We start from the raw sequence: 16,512 nt of genomic DNA on the forward strand, positions 1-16,512 counted from the left end.
TCCACGGCCATCGGCGCCTACTCAGCTCCTCGCCTGCTCAGCTCCTCGAGAGGACGACCTTGAGCGCTTCGGTGCGCGCGGCGTCGCCGAAGGTGGCGTAGGCCTGCTCGAAGTCGTCCAGGCCGAACCGATGGGTCACGAACGGACGGAGGTCGATCTGGCGCCGTGCCAGCAGCCGCAGCAGGGTCGGCATCGAGTACGTGTCGACCAGCCCGGTAGTCACGGTGATGTCCCGGATCCACAACCGCTCCAGGTGCAGCTGGGCGGGCGCCCCGTGGACGCCGACGTTCGCCAGCCGACCGCCCGGACGCAGCAGCGCCGCGCACTGCTCGAAGGTCTCCGGGATGCCGACGGCCTCGATGGCCACGTCCAGGCCTCGGCCATCGGTGAGCTCGCGCAGCCGAGCGACGTCGGCCTCCGCCGGGTCCAGGGCCGCGTCCGCGCCGAAGCGCAGCGCCGCCTCGCGGCGCGACGTGGCCGGGTCGACCACGATCACGTGGGCGGGGCTGAACAGCCGGGCGGCCATCACCGCCGCGAGGCCAATCGGTCCGGCACCCACCACGACGACCGACTCCCCAGGCGTCACCCCCGCGTTGAGCACACCCACCTCGTATGCCGTGGGGCCGATGTCCGCCAGCATCAGCACCTCCTCATCGGAGACGCCCGCGGGAACCTGGTAGGTGGAAGTGTCGGCGAAGGGGACCCGTGCCTGCTCGGCCTGGACCCCGTCGGTGGTGTGCCCGAGGATCCACCCGCCGCCACCGGTGCACTGGCCGTAACGTGCCCGCCGGCAGAACTCACAGCGGCCGCACGATGAGATGCAGGAGACCAGCACCCGGTCGCCGGGGCGCACGCTCTTGACACCACTGCCGACCTGCTCGACGGTGCCAACGGCCTCGTGGCCGAGCACCGTCCCCTCACGTACCTCGGGAACATCGCCCTTGAGGATGTGCAGGTCGGTGCCACAGATCGTGACCGCGTCCACGCGCACGATCGCGTCGGTGTCGTCCCTCAGCGTGGGATCCGCCACCTCCTGCCAGTCGCGCTTCCCGGGTCCTTGGTAGACCATCGCCTTCATCGCGCACTCCTTCTTGCCAGCTTGGATGCCCAGGCCCACGAGCGCTGCTCCCTGCCCAGCGCTCGTAGGCGTGGGGCCAAGTCCCACTCTTGCCGTTGAGCGGCCTGCCGGTCAGGGACGAAGGTCCCACCTCCTCGCCATTCCCCGTCGTCATCCGTCCATAGCGGGACGAAGGGCCCGGGTGCTCAACCCGGCCGCCGAGCACACTCGGAGACAGGCACGAGGGAATGGAGCAGGTCATGAGCGGTGCACTCTCCGGTGGCGGCCCCGTGGTGGTCGGCTACCGCGACGAAACGAGCGGCGCGGCCCTGCAGTGGGGCGCCGCGGAGGCGGGCCGGCGCGGCGTGCCATTGCGCGTGATCCACGCCTACTGCCCGGACCCGATCTCCCCGTTGGCGTGGGGGGTCCCGCTGCCGATCGACGACGCCCGTGACTTCGGGGCGATGATGCGCGCCAACGCCCGCAGCATTCTCGAGGACGCGCTGGAACGAGTACGCACCCGTTGGCCGGAACTGCCACTCAGCTCGGCGCTCGTGTCGGTGTCGCCTAGTGCGAGCCTGGTGGAGTCCTCTCGCCATGCCGGACTGGTGGTGGTCGGGCGCGCCGCGGAGCGGTCCATGGCACACGGGTCCACAGCGCTCACGGTCGCCGCGCATTCCCAGGCGCCGCTGGTGATGGTCCCCGCCGTGGCTGGCGAGCATGTCTCCCCGGTGGCCCCAGACGACGACCACCGTCAGCTGGGAGCCGGCAAAGTGGTCGTGGGAGTGGACGGCTCACCCGAGTGCGCCGGCGCCCTGGAGTGCGCCTTCGTGCAGGCAGCCGCACGACGCGTGCCACTCTTGGTGGTCCACGCGACGTGGTGGCGGCCGGTCTCCGGGCAGGATCCCGTCACGCTGGCATTCGACGTGTCCGGCGGTGAGCGCGGCCGGCAGGACTTCCTAGGGCTGGGGCACTGGATGGCTCGCTACCCCGACGTAAAACTGTCCTGTGCCCTTGCGCGCCTACCCGTTGGTGACGCGCTGGTGGAGATCTCGCGTGGCGCAGAGCTCCTGGTCGTCGGCACCCGCGGACATGGAGGATTCAGCGACCTCCTGCTCGGATCGGTGAGCCGCGACGTGCTCGTGCACGCGACCTGCCCTGTCGCAGTGGTCCGCCGGGTGCCCAGTGCCGGGTTGGAGGACCTGGACGTGGAATCACCGGCGCGGGAGCAGCTGACGGTCTCGTAACCAAGGAGGGGCGTCGTGTCGGTCAACGGTCCCGTAGCATCCGCGACGACCTCACGGTGCGCTGACGATCGTGATGAGCTCGGCCTCACGAACGCCGAGGCGGCGGCTCGACTGGCCGCAGACGGGCCGAACCAGCCCCCGGCGACCCCACCGGTCGCCCTCTGGCAGCGGGTGGTGGCCAGCGCGCGCGACCCGCTAGTCCTGCTCCTGTTGTTCGCCGTCGCTCTCACCATTGTCACGCGTGACTGGACCGATGCCATGGTCATCGGAGCGGTAATCGTCATCAACACCACCCTCGCCGTCCGGCAGGAGATCACCGCCGATGCGGCGGTCCGTGCGCTGGCGGCGCTGACAACTCCCTTGGCGAGGGTGCGGCGGGACGGCAGCGAGCAGAGCCTGCCAGCGGACCAACTGGTCCCCGGCGACCTCATCCTGCTCGCCGAGGGCGACCTCGTCCCGGCCGATTGCCGCCTGCTGCAGGCGGCCGCACTTCGGGCTGATGAGTCGCTGCTGACCGGGGAATCGGCGCCGGTCGACAAGGCGGCTGCGGACGGCCCCGATCGGGAGGGTGAGCTCTTCGCCGGCACGGTCGTCGTCCACGGCCGCGGGTCGGCGCTCGTCACCGCGACGGGGCCGCGGAGCACGCTCGGACGGATCGCCACCATGGTGCAGCGGCGCCGGACGCCGACTCCGCTTGAACGCCGGTTGCGCGGGCTCTCCGCCACCTTGGCGGTCGCCGCACTGGGGTTGTGCGCTGGCGTGTTGGTTCTCGGCCTGCTCCGGGGCGAACCGCTGGAGCTCATGGTGCTCACCGCGATCAGCCTCGCCGTGGCAGCGGTGCCGGAGTCGCTGCCCGCGGTGGTGACGATCACTTTGGCGCTGGCCGCCCGCCGGATGGCCAAGGCCCACGCCGCGGTGCGGGTCCTGTCGGCCGCCGAGGCACTGGGCGCCGTGACCCTCTTGGCGACTGACAAGACGGGGACGCTGACCGAAGGCCGGATGCGTGTCGGACAGCACTGGTCGCCGGCGTCGACGGACCCCACGCTGCTGTGGGAGGCAGTGGTGCTCTGCAACGACGCAGCGATCCACGGCGATGGTCAGGAGATCGGCGATCCCATGGAGGTCGCGCTGCTGCGCGGAGCGGCCGCGGCGGGGGTCGACGTCGCCGTTCTGCGCTCGCGGTGGCGCCGGTACGACGAGTTGCCGTTCGACAGCATCCGCAAGCGGATGACCACCGCGCACGTCGACGGTGCAGGGCAGCGGTTGGATATCTGCAAGGGGGCACCCGAGCAGGTCCTCACCCCTGAGCTGCTGACCGAGCCACCGTCGCTGATCGCCGATGCCCGCCGTCAGGCGGACGAGATGGCCGCGGCGGGTGCCCGAGTGCTGGCGGTCGCCCAGAAGGCTCACGCTCCAGCAGGACTCGAGGAGCGCGGTCTTCGGCTGCTGGGGCTGGTCGGGCTGCTGGACCCGGCGCGCAGCAATGCCCGCGACACCCTGGACACCTGCCGTGGCGCCGGCATCGACATCGCGCTGGTGACCGGAGACCACCCTGCGACCGCGGCAGCGATCGGAAAAGCCGTGGGGCTGGTGGGCCCACCAGTCGACCTGGGACCGTGGAGCGAGGATGTTGATGAGCGGGGCTTGCTCGCTGCGCGCGTGATTTCGCGCACAACCCCGGAGGACAAGCTCCGACTGGTCCGCGGCTGGCAGGCACAGGGACACGTCGTCGCCATGACCGGCGACGGCGTCAACGACGCACCTGCGCTGCGGCAGGCCGACATCGGGGTCGCCATGGGCGGCCGTGGGACCGAGGTCGCGCGACAAGCCGCCGACCTGGTCCTGCTCGACGATGACCTGGCCACCCTGGTCGTGGCCGTCCGCGAGGGGCGACGCGCCTACGCGAACCTCAGGCGCTTCCTCGCCTACGGACTCAGCGGTGGCGCCTCCGAGATCCTCGTCATGGTCGCCGGGCCGCTGCTCGGTCTGGGACTGCCGCTCTTACCGGTGCAGATCCTGTGGATCAATCTGCTGACCCACTCCTTCGCCGGCACCGCCCTAGGGCTGGAGCCGGCCGATCCGGGCGTGCTCGACCGCGGCCCGCGATCCCCCAAGGAGGCCGTGCTCGGTGGCGGACTGTGGTGGCGCACGTCGTTGCTGGCTGTGCTCATCGCCCTCGTCACCCTGGGCGCCGCACGAGTCGTCGACGCCCCGCTCACCCAGTCGATGGTCCTGTTCACTCTGGGCGCCGCTCAGCTCGGCGTCGGCTGGGGCGTGCGGGCCCGCGGCGGACGGCGTCGAACTCGGCAACGACTGACGCTGCCGCTCTCCCTCGGCGCCGCCGGCTTCCTCCTCCTCGCGCCGGCATTGTTCCACCCCCTCCAGCTGCTCCTGACGGCCCAAGCGGTCAGCCCGGTCGGCTGGGGGCTCGTGGCCGGGGCCTTTGCCCTCACCGCCATCGTCTCTGGGCGGCTACGGCCCCAGGTCTGGTGAAGGCGCCGGCCGTCCACACACGGCATACTGTCCAGCGGACGAGTGCACACGCTGGCGACGTGTCCCTTGCTCAGCAGCGAGGGAGCGGGCTGCTGTAGGTGGTCTTGCTCGGCGTGGCGAGGTAGTAGTCGGTGACGTAGCTGCCGTCGCCGAGACGGTCCCAGACGTTCGTGGTGCCGACCATGGAGCCGGCCCGCTGGCACACGACCCGGGCGAGCGCACCGGCCCCGAGGGACCCGGTGACCGGGTACGACGTCCCAGGGCCGCTGCGCGTGTTGACCCCGGTGGAGGGGGCAACCTGGTAGGGGTAGCGGCACGGCGGGGCCCCACCGCTCCACGTCGTCTGGGACGGGGTGCTGACGTAGTAGTCGGTGACGTACGCGCCACTGACCAGCTTGTCCCACACCTTCGTGCTCGCCACCGTGGCGCCCGCCGCCTGGCAGGCGACGGACACCGCGGACCCGGGCTGGTGCGTCTCCACCACCGGGTACGACGTGGACGGGCCGCTGCGCCCGTTCAGGGCGGCGCTGCTGGTCACCCGGAAAGTCCTCGGGACCGTCGCGACCGGCGCGTACACCTGGTCGCTGTCGATGTTCATGGACACCCCGCCGTAGCTCTCGACATGGTCACCGCGGTACTGCTTGGCCCGCTGACCCAACGGCCACTGGGTGTCGGGCACCCCGGCCCACCCGCGCAGCGCCGGGTCGAGGTCGTAGCGGGCGATCCAGATCGCGTCGGGCCGAGCGTAGGAAGGAGAGGAGTAGGCGGCCGACAGGTGCTGGGTCCCGGAGGAGAGGTTGACGTAGACCCCGGAGAGGTAACCACGGGTGTGCAGCCGCTGGGTCCAGCCCGTGGCGTAGTTGAGCACCGCGACCCTGCAGGTGGTGTCAGTGGTGGAGTAGTTCTCGATGTCGTTGTAGAAGGCGCTGCCGCCGGCCATCCCCAGGACGGTTCCGGCGCGTACCGCATCGTCGGCCGCGGTCGCACCCTGCGCCCGAGCGGTTGCGGGGTCACGGCTGATCTTCGGATCCGTGGGACGGGCGCCGCAGGGCGGTTGAAGTCCCTTGTAAATGGGCAGGATTCGCCACCCGAGATCCGTGACGCCGGTGACCCAGTCGCGGGTGAGGTTGTCCTGCCGGCAGGTGCGGCTCGCCCCGCCGATGTAGGCGCCGACCCCGCGGTACGGCGAGCCGGTCCACGCCTTCATGGTGGCCAAGGATGGCGCGGCACAGGTGTCGAAGGCCAGCCCCTTGAACTGCCTGGCGCTGGCCGCCGGGGCGTAGTGCACGGCGGTTGCCGGACCCGTAGTAGAGATGGACACCGGAGCGCTGCCCACGGTGGGGGACGTGACCAGCGCGCTGCCCACCAGCAGGCCCGCGGGAAGGATCGACAGAACACGGAACATGACGCCTCCTGAGTGATGGGCGGTGGTCAGAGTCGGCGGACCTCGCGCAGGATTGCGACCTCGTCGGGATCGGAGCCATCCCTCACGGCTCTCGTCGAGGAGGCCAGCAGGTGCCCCGACGGGGTGCTCGCCAGCTCCAGCTCCAGACGAAGGATGTCCGCCCGGTCCTCGAGGAGCTCGGACAGCTGCGCCAGGAGGGTCGGCAGGCGCTGGGTCAATGTGCGGGTCGCTCTCGCCAGCCACCCGCCATCCTTCGCCGAGCAGAGGCCACGGATGGCCGCCGTGACCTCGGCAGGGTCGGGCGGCAGGCACAACGCGACAGGGGTTGCACGCTCCGCCCCGGTATCGCGGAGGAAAGAGAGTTCGGCGGTGACGCCCCACCGCCGGTGGCGACGGAGGGTGAGCTGGAGGTCCAGGTCGGAGCCCGGCTGGCTCTGGATGACGAGCCCCTCCTCGCAGTACTCACGTCGGGCGACGGCCGCGCGCAGCTGCTCCGCGGAGGGGACGTTCCGCATGGTCGTCGGCTGGGGATCGGGTGTGCCGTCCGACCGGCAGGCGGTGACGGTCACCGGCAGCCGCAGCAACGACGTCGCCTCGACTGCGGTGTCGGCGTCGTCGACGACGATAACCGGCACGTGCGGGACGTCATACGCGCGCAGGAGTGCGGCGGTCTCCGTGTAGGTCATCCAGCCGGCACGTCCGAAATCGTTGTGGCACAGCGCTCCCCGTATGCGTGCGTCCAGGCCGTGTCCGAAGTGCTCCGCACGGTCGGTATGCCGTGCGCGTGCTGCATCCGCCGCCACCCGGCCGGCTTCCGCAGCCGAGTCAGCAGTCCGGACCCCGTGCCGCCGGCACCAGCTGGTGACCTGATCGGCGTCCACGTCGATCGGGTCGACCAGCACCACCAACGCCACGCCGCAAGCGGCGTGCACGCGGGCGAGGGCTGACGGGTTCGTGACCGAGAGCGCCTCCACCACGGCCACCCGGGGACCGGTGCCGCCGGCCGCGGCAGCGACCACGTCCGGAGCGGTCAGGACTCGGGATTTCCCTGCTGGCACGACGAGGGCGACGTCCAGTCCGGCTTGCCGCAGGGACTGCTGCAGCGCGAGCGCTTGCTTCGCGTGCGGCAGCAGGTATCCGGTCCCGTGGGTAAGCGGCAGGGGCAGTGCTGGCGACGCCGAGGAGAGCTGCACCGGACGAGTGGTGACCGAGCGCGCACGGGACGACAGGTCTCGCTGTGCGACGGCACGCCGGTAACCGGCGAGGTCGCTTAGCCCGACGTGGATCGACAGCGAGTCGGCCTCGGCTCGTGGCACGGTCGGGGGCCCCAGGTGCCGCAGCAGGTCCAGCACCTGTGCGTTCGTCCGCAGCACCTCGGCGCAGAGTTGCCGCACCCCGCGGACGAGGGAGCGGGCGACGAGGTCCTCGGCGAGCAGTGTCCCGATGCCCGCAGCCTGCACGGTGTCATCGACGACGAGTGCCAGCTCGGCCCGATGGACTGTCATCGGATGTGTGGAGCCGACCCCGACCACCTGACCGCCTCTCACGGCGACGACCGCGTCCAGGGTGGCTTCACCGGTCAGCAGACGCGTGAGGTAGCCCTCGGCCACGACCGACGAGGTGCCGAAGAACCGTTGGTAGCGGCTCCGCGGCGACAGGTGGTGGCAGAGCGCCGCGAGCGCCGGGACATCGCCCGCGGTGACCGGCCGCACGTGCAGGGGGCTTCCGTTGGCGTCCAAGGCGTCATAACCCTCGGGCACGAGGACGCGGGTCGACACCCGCGACGGGCTCCGCGGTGCAGCGACGGCGCTCACGGCGCTTCCACCCCACCCGACAGTTCAGCCGCGGTCGACCGCGATGCGACGTGCGCTGTGCTGTGGCGGCGCGGCGGGCATACGGACCTCGAGCACGCCGTCTCGGTACGACGCGGACACGACCTCCACGCTGGTCCCCGGCGGCAGCGGCACCCGGCGCAGGAACCGCCCGTAACGGAACTCCGTTCGATATCCGTTGCTGTCCCGGTCCTCCACGGACTGGTGGCGTTCGGCGTGAATGGTCAGCGCGTTGTCCTCCACCACGACTTCGATGTCCTTGTCGGGGTCGAGACCGGGCAACTCGGCGCGAATCACCAGCTGCCCTTCCTCCACCGCCTCCTCGAGCCGGATCGGATGGGAGCTCGCCGCCTCCTCCGATGAACTCCCCTGGGCGGTATCGAAGGGCCACGTCGTCCAGAACAGCCGGGCCAGGTCGCGTGCCGTGGGCAGCTGCAGCACGGTTGAGGGCTCAGGTCCAGGGGTGAGCTCAGTGGGTTGACGGGTCATCTGGGTGTCCATGACGGTTCTCCTATTCGATCGGTCGGGAATGGACGTCACAGGTCAGGTGGGTGTGGTGCCCGGCGTCGGGTCGCGAACGTCACCGGCGACACGCAGGACGGCCGCGCCCCCGCGCCCCTCGGCGACGTGGCGCAACGCTTGGTCTGCGTCCTCGAACTCGTACAGCGTGGTGTGCGCGCGGACCCCCAGGCGGGCGGCGAGGCGGAGGAACTCCTCTCCGTCGCGGCGGGTGTTGCTGGTGACGCTGCACAGGGAGCGTTCGCGGAACAGGTGCCGCTTGTAGTCGAGGGTCGGAACGTCGCTCATGTGGATACCGGCCAGGGCGAGGCTGCCACCGTCGTCCAGCGCCTCCAAGGCGACCGGGACCAGCTCACCGGCGGGGGCGAAGATGATGGCCGAGTCCAAGGGCACCGCAGGAGTTCCGTTCGGTCCGGACACGGAGGTGCAGCCGAGCTCCTTGGCCAGCAGCTGGGCGCGCTCACCCCGGGTCATCACGTGGACCTCGGCTCCTTGGGCGAGCGCAACCTGCGCCACCAGGTGGGCGCTGGCACCGAAGCCGTAGAGGCCGAGCCGTCCCGCCGGTGGCAGGTTGGCCCGACGCAGCGACCGGTACCCGATGATGCCAGCACACAGCAGCGGTGCCGCGTGGACGTCGTCGAACGACTCCGGGATGCGGTACGCGTACGCCTCCGGCACGAGCGCGAACTCGGCATAGCCGCCGTCGGCGTCCCAGCCGGTGTAGAGCGATCGCTGGCACAGGTTCTCCCGCCCCGAGTGGCACCAGCGGCACTGCCCGCAAGTCTGGCGCAGCCACGCGATGCCCACTCGCGCCCCGAGCGGGAGTCGTGTGCTGGCCGGGCCCCGCTCGACCACCTCACCCACCACCTCGTGTCCGGGCACCACGGACGGTTGCCGCGGCGCGAGGTCACCCTCGGCCAGGTGCAGGTCGGTCCGGCAGACGCCGCAGGTACGGACCCGCACGAGGACCTCCGAGCCACGGGGAACCGGCTTCGGTCGCTCGGCCGGGACGAGCGGGGAACTGTTCAGTGGTCCTGGGTGGATAACGCTCCACGCACGCATCTGTGGTTTCACCGGCGCCTCCCGACCGAGCCGTGACCTCTGCCCTCATCACACCGCGACGGCCGGGCAGCGGACAGTGACCTTGGTCCCGCGAGCGACTCGCGGGGAGATCAAGGGACCAAGGACCCGGGCGCGGCGAACCTCGGCGGAGCAGAGTCGGGGTCACCTACCAGGAGGAGTAGTCATGAGCACGTCATCCGTAGACCAGCGCCCGATCCTCGTGGGCTACGCCGACCGCGACAGCGACGCGGCCTTGGCATGGGCGACCGCGGAGGCCGCCCGGCAGCAACTGCCACTGCGCGTGGTCCACGCCTACTCCGCCGCGGCCGAGTATCCGTGGATGTGGGGCTATCCGATGCCGGCCGGCGACATTGAGACCGCGCAGCGGAGCCTGCGAGCCAACGCGGAGGCGGTTCTAGCTGCGGTCGGCCAGCGGGTCGCCGAGACCCACCCGGGCATCCCGTACGTCGCGACACTTGCCAGCAGCACCGCCGCGGAGGGCCTGGTGACGGCCTCGGAGCAGGCCAGCCTGCTCGTCGTCGGACACGGACGGCACCCGGTGGCCGGCGCGCTGGGCTCGACCGCCGCTGCTGTCGCCGCGCATGCAAAGTGTCCCGTCATCGTGGTGCCTACGGTGAAGGACTCCGAGCGCGCCAAGGACGAGTCCGACGCCCGCTTCTCGGGGTCCGTCGTTGCAGGACTGGACGACTCGCCGGAGTGCGACGACGCATTGGGTCTTGCCTTCCAGCAGGCGTCCCTGCGCGGCATCTCGCTGATTCCCCTGCACGCATGGTGGGTTGACCCCATGTTCCTCCCCACGGCCATCCCGGCCGACTGGGACGAGATCGACGCCAAGTCCCAGTCCGCGGTCGAGGCGCTCCTCGCCCGGTGGAAGGCCCGCTTCCCCGAGGTCAAGGTGCAGCCGATGCTGGCGCGCATGCGCGCAGCGGATGCGCTGGTTGAGGCCAGCCGCAGCGCCGAGCTCCTCGTCGTCGGCAGCCGAGGTCGCGGCGGGTTCTCGAGCCTGCTGCTGGGGTCGGTCAGTCGCAAGGTGCTGCACCGGGCGCACTGCCCGGTGGCGGTCGTGCGGCGCGGCCAGCTGCCCGAACTGCACGACATCCAGGTCCACGACGTCACTGCCACCGCGTCCTGACGGCACCTCCCGGCGCTGGTCCGGGCTGCCGCGATGACCGGCGACTCAAAGCCGTGGCGTGCAGTTGGACGCCACAGCCAACGCCGACAAGACGCGACCCGGGAACGACGGCCGGGATGCCCCGCACCGCGGTTCCTCACCCCCAGTCCTCACGGGGCCGCGGCGACCATGGACGCCGCGAGCTGGCGGCCCCACGCGGTGGCACGATCGAGCTCACCGTCGAGCAACGGCCCCTCCATGTCACGCACGTAGAAACTCTGTGCGTACGCGGTCGCGTGGTAGCCGCGCCGACGTGCGGTCTTCGCGGCGCTCCTGGCGGCTGACCCAGGAAGGTGCCGCACCTTGTCCACGCGAGTGTCGAATGTGGCGAGGGTCTGCGGGTGGTCACCGGAGGGAAGGGCCTCGAGCCACTCACGAATGCCAAGGTCGACGTCCGGCTCGGGCGCCCCCTGCCGGACTGCGTCGGCCCGCGTTTTGGGGCGGCTCATCGAGAAGGCGTGCGTGGGGCCTCCGGCGACGACGAGACTGACGTCGGCGGTGGGTTCGGCCGGCGCCTCGTGGACGTCGACGACGTCCACGTCCATCATCTCGGACAGGCCCTTGGCGATGGCGCGGGCAACCTGGGCGGTGTTGCCCCACATGGACTCATAGACGACCAGTGCGTGTGGCATGACGAACTTCCTTTCCGTGAAGGAGCGGTGGGGCTCATTGCCCGGGTTCGCGCCACCGGCCGGCGCCCCGGACGGCGACGGCGAGGACCACCAGCGACACCACGAGCACGGCGCCCCCGACCGAGAACAGCACGGCGGTGAGGGCGGTGAGCCCCGGTACGGTGGCGCCGACGCTCATCGTCGTGTCCACACCGGCACTCCCGTCGGCGTTCATGACCACGACAGTCCAGCGGCCGTCCGAGACGGGGACCACCACCGACTGGGTGCCGGCACCCGAAGCCTTCGCGACCCAGATGTCACTGTCTCCCGGCCGGGTGGCGGAACCTCCGCCAGCGCTGACGCGGTAGGTCGGGTGCAGGTAGCTGCCGGACACGTTGGCGTGCCGCACGGTGGCCAGGTAGCGATCCGCATCCGCGGCACGGGCCAGACCGACGAAGACGGCCTTCCCGTTCTGTGTCGTGACGGTCACCTTGGCATCACCGAACATGCGATGCGGCATGTTCCGGACGACGTCGGCGCTGTGCACCTCGATCGTCGGGGAGCTGAGCGCGTAGGTGCCGGTGGACAGTTGCCCGGTCTCGCTCATCAGGAAGCCGCCGTGGTCCCGCATCGTCGAGTTCGCGATCGCCCCGGCCGTCCCGCCCGCCAGCAGCCCGATCGCGAACAGCATGGCCACGCTGGCCAGCACCACCGACAGCACCCGCCCGGTGCCCCACCGGCTGGTAGGGGTCTGCGACGTGCTGCCGTGTGCCGTGTCACCTCGTGTCGCGGTGTGGGATCCCGGTGCCGTCGGCGGCGCGGGTGGCGGAACGCTGGTGCCGGGGTCGTCGCCGCCCTGGTCGAGCCGGAATGGCGGGTACTGGTCGGTCATGAGGCCGGCATACGCGGCGACCCGGACCACCCACCGGTTCAGACCGAGGACAAGGTCGAACAACTGGCGCGGGTAGCTGCCCGTGAAGAGCAGCACGACTGCGGCGATCACCGCCAGCAGGCCGATCAGTCCGTTGCCCCACATCCACGGGGCGGCGCCGGAGGCCCAGGGCACGGGGTCGTTCTCCATGGCTCGGGAGAGATAGATGCCCCCGGAGACGAAGATCCCGACGATGAGGTAGTGCGGGATGGCCAGCAGCCACCACTTGATGAGGACGAGCCCGCGGGAGAGGTGCTCCGGGTACTCGATCTGCAGGTGGGCCGGGTAGTCCGGTTCCTCACTCAGCGAGAAGGGCGGGTAGCGGTCCGTCGCGAGCGCGCCGTAGGCGTAGTACGCGACCCGCCAGCTCCATCGCATCACCCCGACGTTGAAGTCGAAGATCGCCCGCGGATAGCGGCCGGTGAACAGGATCGCGAAGAACGCGACCACGCTGAGGACGACGAACGCCATCCACAGGAACGTCAGGACGACGTAGTGCGGGATCACCAGCAGCCACTTCACGAGCCACAGGCCCCTGCTCAGTTGCGGGTCAAGCCGTGCGTCGACGTGTACCGGGTACGCCGGCCGGTCAATGGACGTGGACATGGCTACCGCCTCCTTGAACTCTGCAGCTCCAGCGTTCCCGGCCTGAATCCGGTGCAGCAGGGCCTAAGGTCCCCCGTCAACAGGTTTGAATCTTCACCGTGTTCGACGTGCGAAGCGGCACGGGGATCACCGCGCGATGAGCACCTCGCACGAGACCCGGTCCAGGACCCCCCTGCCCACGGAGCCGACAGCGGTGCTCAAGAGACTTCCCCGACTGTGCGCGCCGATGACCAGTAGGGAGTCAGGCTCAGCGTGGCGGACGAGAGCGTCGACGGGGTCGCCCACGACCAGGTGCAGCTCACAGGCCAGCCCACGTAATAGGGCGTGTTCGTGCGGCCGCTCGGTGACCCAGCTCCAGACCTCTCGCTCCATGTCACCTCCTTCAGCCCGGCTGCTGTCCATCGCGTGGTCGGGGCCCTCAGCATTCGCCGGCGTCACGCGGGGCAGGCTGTGCACCAGTGTCAGCACGCCGCGCCGGTGCCACGCCTCGGCGGCCGCGACCTCGAGCGCGGGCTCGACCGCGTTGGCCTTCAGCCCGACGACGACCCCGTCCTTCCCAGTACGGCCGGCCCCGTCCCCGGCCGCGACGAGCGCCGGCAGGGGCGAGGCGACGAGGACAGGGCACGCGAGGGCGTGGGCCAATGCCGCACTGGGCGCGTCCCAGCTGAGAACCCGGCGCCCCCGGTGTCCGGTGCGGCCTAGCACGAGCAGGGACGCCTCGCGAGCGACCTCGGTGTCCCGAAGCTCCGCCGGCGACATGGTCACCTGCGAGCGCACCGGCAGGTCGGACCACTCGCGGCACAGCTCCGCCACAGCGCAGTCCACTGCGTCGCCAGCCCGCCGCAGGGCGTCCTGTTCGGTGGATCGCACCGCTCCGAGGGACTCGGCGTGTCCCAGCCAGCTTTGAGCCAAGGCCAGCACGGTGAGCCGCTGAGCGCGAGTCACGGCAGCACGGGCTGCCGTGTCCAGGACATGGCGGCTGCCGCTGGAGCCGTCGTATCCCGCCACCACCGTCTGAGCACTCGTCGCGGACGCCTGCACCGGGCACCTCCTCATGCCGACAGGGCTCTCGAGGTCAGCATTGACCGCGGGATCCGGCACGAGTAGGGGCGATGGTCCCGTCCCGGCACATGGGACCTTGGCCTCTGTCGTGGGCGGCCTTGGTACCTGACCGTGGGTGTCATGGACGGCAGGACCAACGCGCGGGGCACGTCATACGAGCGGTTCGAGGAGCGGGAGCCGCTTCGGCCCCGCGCCGCGGCGGTTGCGGTGGCACGGTGTGTAGCGACGACGGCGCGCTTGCTGGCACGTCGGGAGGTGCGCCTGTCGCGCACCCGGGTCGGGCTGCGCATCCGCTTCGCCGACGGCACGACCGGCCGGGTCTACCGGGAAACCGTCGTCGACCATCCAGCGGACACGGACCGCTGTGTCCTGGTGGTGGCCTTCCGGCTGCGGGCGGTGCGGGGGGTGGGGCACCGCCTCTTCGAGCTGGAGAGCCTGCTCAACACCCTCCTCTTCGTGGGATTCCCGGGCTACGTCTCCAAGCTGTGGCTCGCCGCCGACGCCCACGGCGTATACCGCGGCCTCTACGAGTGGGACCGGCCCGCGCTGGCGGAGGCGTACGCCCGGGCGCTGTGGTGGGTGCTTGCGCTGGTGAGCGTGCCGGGCTCGATCCACTACCGCGTGGTCCCGGGCCTGCGTCGCGACGAGCTGCTCGCCGATCCCGCCCTCCTTGAGCGGATCGCCCCAGAGCGGTCGGGGGCATGGTGGCGGGTCACGGGCACCGAATGACCGGAGAGGTGGACGTCCTCGTCGTCGGTGCGGGTCCGACGGGGCTTGCGACGGCCCTCATGGCACGGCACCACGGCGCGCGCGTGCGGATCGTCGAGCGCAGGACCACGGCGTTCCGCCCATCGAGGGCGATGATCCTGCACTCGAGGGCGTTGGAGAGCCTGCGGCCGTTAGGGGTGACGGAGGGCCTGCTGGATCGTGCCGACGTGTCCCCGACCGCGAAGCTGTATGCCGGTGCCCGCAGCGTTTCGGCGCGGCTGGCGCAGGTGGACCTGCCGGGCACGCCCTTCCCACCGATGGTCCTGATCCGGCAGATGGACGTGGAGGAAGTGCTGACCCGTGCGCTCGAGGAGGCTGGGGTGGTGGTCGAGCGCGGCACCGCGCTGCTGGAGCTCCACCCGATCGCCAACGAGCATGGTGTCCGGGCGCTGCTCGGGGCCGCCGGCCGGACCGAGGAGGTCCAGAGCTGCTTCCTCGCCGGATGTGACGGCTCGGACAGCACGGTGCGCCACTGTGCCGGCATCGGTTTCGTGGGAGGTCTGCACCAGGAGGAGGTGGTGCTGGCCGACGTGAACCTCGACGGCCTCCCGGCTGACGGGCGGCTGCACGTCACGGTGGGGGAACCAGGGCTGGTCTGGCTGTTCCCACTCGGTGAGGGCGCACCCTGGCGGCTCCTCGCGACCCGTGGCGCCAACGCGAGCGGCACGTCGACGGGCGACGCGCAGGTGGCGCTCGACCGGCTCGTCCAGGCAACGGGGCTGGCCGCGACCGTCACCGGATGCCGGTGGTCCTCGGTGGTGGCGCTGCAGCATCGGTTGGCGGAGACTTTCCAGCGGGGTCCGGTCTTCCTGGTCGGCGACGCGGCCCACGTCCACTCCCCCGCGGCCGCGCAGGGCATGAACAGCGGGCTGCTCGACGCCGTGAACCTGGGCTGGAAGCTCGCCTTCGCGGCACGTCACCGACCGGCGGTCACGCTGCTCCGCTCCTACGACGAGGAGCGGCGACCGGTGGCACGGCACGTCATTGCGCTCACTCGGCTGGTGTTCTTCGCGGAGGCCTCCACCTCGATCTGGGCGCGCTGGGGCCGCCGCAGCTTGGTGCCCGTCGCGGTGCCTGTGGCTCCGCACCTGCTGGAGCAGCGCTGGCTGATGCAGGCCGTCTTCCGGTTGCTGTCCCAGCGCTGGGTGCGCTACCGGAACAGTCCCCTGTCCGTTCGGGATGGGCGCTTCTGGGACGGCCCCCTACCGGGCGACCGGCTCCCGGACCGGGACGTCACCGCGGCGGGTCGCGTCCGCCGCCTGCATGCGCTGACATCATGCCCGGGGATCCACCTGCTGCTCGACCGCGATGCGCCGACGCTGCCGGACGCGGCACTGGGACGATGGGTGAGCGTGCACCGTCTCGACGGCACCCCGGGCCACGGCCTGGTCGCCGTCCGCCCCGACGGGCACGTCGGCTACCGATCAGCCGATGCGGACCTCCAGAAACTGCGTGTCTGGCTGGACCTGGTGGCGGCCAGTTAGTTGTGGCCATTGGCACCGCACTTCGCTTCTCCGCAGACCTCACCGCGACGTCCGTGCAGGTCGTGGCAGGGTTGAAAGCGCGGGCACTGGGACCAACAACCCTGTGCCGGCGCCCGACCGACGGGCGAGATGAGTGCGGCGCAGGGTGCGCCGTCCCTTGGGGGGACGCTGACACACTCCCGGTCCCTCCGCCGCCGGCCGCCGCATCGGCCACCGACTCTCTCGCACGCACCAGCGAACTGG

The 16,512-nt window shown here is 71.0% G+C and carries 13 protein-coding genes; 5 read left to right on the forward strand and 8 right to left on the reverse strand.

Annotation, left to right across the window (positions count from 1 at the left end; all coding sequences use genetic code 11):
* Positions 1 to 37: 37 nt before the first annotated feature.
* A complete protein-coding gene (locus VFL99_RS11670; RefSeq protein ID WP_325106528.1) occupies positions 38 to 1,117 on the reverse strand; it encodes a zinc-dependent alcohol dehydrogenase family protein in 1,080 nt (359 codons plus the stop codon).
* A gap of 200 nt (positions 1,118 to 1,317) precedes the next feature.
* Here VFL99_RS11670 and VFL99_RS11675 point away from each other — a divergent pair, with 200 nt between their 5' ends.
* Complete coding sequence (locus VFL99_RS11675; RefSeq protein WP_325106529.1) at positions 1,318 to 2,304, forward strand: universal stress protein; 987 nt, start codon at positions 1,318 to 1,320, stop codon at positions 2,302 to 2,304.
* A 15-nt stretch (positions 2,305 to 2,319) separates the two neighbouring features.
* Entirely contained in the window at positions 2,320 to 4,797 is a 2,478-nt protein-coding gene (locus VFL99_RS11680; protein WP_325106530.1) for a cation-translocating P-type ATPase, read from the forward strand.
* 70 nt (positions 4,798 to 4,867) lie between these two features.
* On the opposite strand, the gene VFL99_RS11685 is transcribed toward VFL99_RS11680, so the two are convergent.
* Genes VFL99_RS11685 through VFL99_RS11700 form a run of 4 tightly spaced genes read right to left on the reverse strand, consistent with a single transcriptional unit; the run spans position 4,868 to position 9,615 of the window.
* Positions 4,868 to 6,202: a glycoside hydrolase domain-containing protein gene (locus VFL99_RS11685; RefSeq protein WP_325106531.1), complete on the reverse strand. Its 1,335-nt coding sequence runs from the start codon at positions 6,200 to 6,202 to the stop codon at positions 4,868 to 4,870.
* A gap of 26 nt (positions 6,203 to 6,228) precedes the next feature.
* Positions 6,229 to 8,016 (reverse strand): GNAT family N-acetyltransferase, encoded by a 1,788-nt coding sequence (locus tag VFL99_RS11690; RefSeq protein WP_325106532.1) that lies wholly within the window; start codon positions 8,014 to 8,016, stop codon positions 6,229 to 6,231.
* Positions 8,017 to 8,040: 24 nt separating this feature from the next.
* A complete protein-coding gene (locus VFL99_RS11695) occupies positions 8,041 to 8,535 on the reverse strand; it encodes an Hsp20/alpha crystallin family protein (protein ID WP_325106533.1) in 495 nt (164 codons plus the stop codon).
* A 42-nt stretch (positions 8,536 to 8,577) separates the two neighbouring features.
* Complete coding sequence (locus VFL99_RS11700; RefSeq protein WP_325106566.1) at positions 8,578 to 9,615, reverse strand: zinc-dependent alcohol dehydrogenase family protein; 1,038 nt, start codon at positions 9,613 to 9,615, stop codon at positions 8,578 to 8,580.
* Between the two features lie 184 nt (positions 9,616 to 9,799).
* On the opposite strand from VFL99_RS11700, the gene VFL99_RS11705 reads away from it, so the two are divergent.
* Complete coding sequence (locus VFL99_RS11705; RefSeq protein ID WP_325106534.1) at positions 9,800 to 10,768, forward strand: universal stress protein; 969 nt, start codon at positions 9,800 to 9,802, stop codon at positions 10,766 to 10,768.
* A gap of 149 nt (positions 10,769 to 10,917) precedes the next feature.
* On the opposite strand, the gene VFL99_RS11710 is transcribed toward VFL99_RS11705, so the two are convergent.
* The 3 genes from VFL99_RS11710 to VFL99_RS11720 all read right to left on the reverse strand — a co-directional run bounded on the left by VFL99_RS11710 (position 10,918) and on the right by VFL99_RS11720 (position 14,011).
* Entirely contained in the window at positions 10,918 to 11,439 is a 522-nt protein-coding gene (locus tag VFL99_RS11710) for a flavodoxin family protein (protein ID WP_325106535.1), read from the reverse strand.
* 34 nt (positions 11,440 to 11,473) lie between these two features.
* Entirely contained in the window at positions 11,474 to 12,955 is a 1,482-nt protein-coding gene (locus VFL99_RS11715) for a DUF4389 domain-containing protein (protein ID WP_325106536.1), read from the reverse strand.
* Between the two features lie 126 nt (positions 12,956 to 13,081).
* Entirely contained in the window at positions 13,082 to 14,011 is a 930-nt protein-coding gene (locus tag VFL99_RS11720) for a universal stress protein (RefSeq protein WP_325106537.1), read from the reverse strand.
* 126 nt (positions 14,012 to 14,137) lie between these two features.
* Here VFL99_RS11720 and VFL99_RS11725 point away from each other — a divergent pair, with 126 nt between their 5' ends.
* Both VFL99_RS11725 and VFL99_RS11730 read left to right on the forward strand, forming a co-directional pair.
* Positions 14,138 to 14,746 carry a hypothetical protein gene (locus VFL99_RS11725; RefSeq protein ID WP_325106538.1) on the forward strand — a complete coding sequence of 203 codons (609 nt, stop codon included), beginning with the start codon at positions 14,138 to 14,140 and terminating at the stop codon, positions 14,744 to 14,746.
* Positions 14,743 to 16,269 carry an FAD-dependent monooxygenase gene (locus VFL99_RS11730; RefSeq protein WP_325106539.1) on the forward strand — a complete coding sequence of 509 codons (1,527 nt, stop codon included), beginning with the start codon at positions 14,743 to 14,745 and terminating at the stop codon, positions 16,267 to 16,269. Before VFL99_RS11725 ends, VFL99_RS11730 begins: the two co-directional genes overlap by 4 nt.
* The last annotated feature ends 243 nt before the right edge of the window (positions 16,270 to 16,512 follow it).

The sequence above is a fragment of the Segeticoccus sp. genome, from assembly GCF_035708005.1.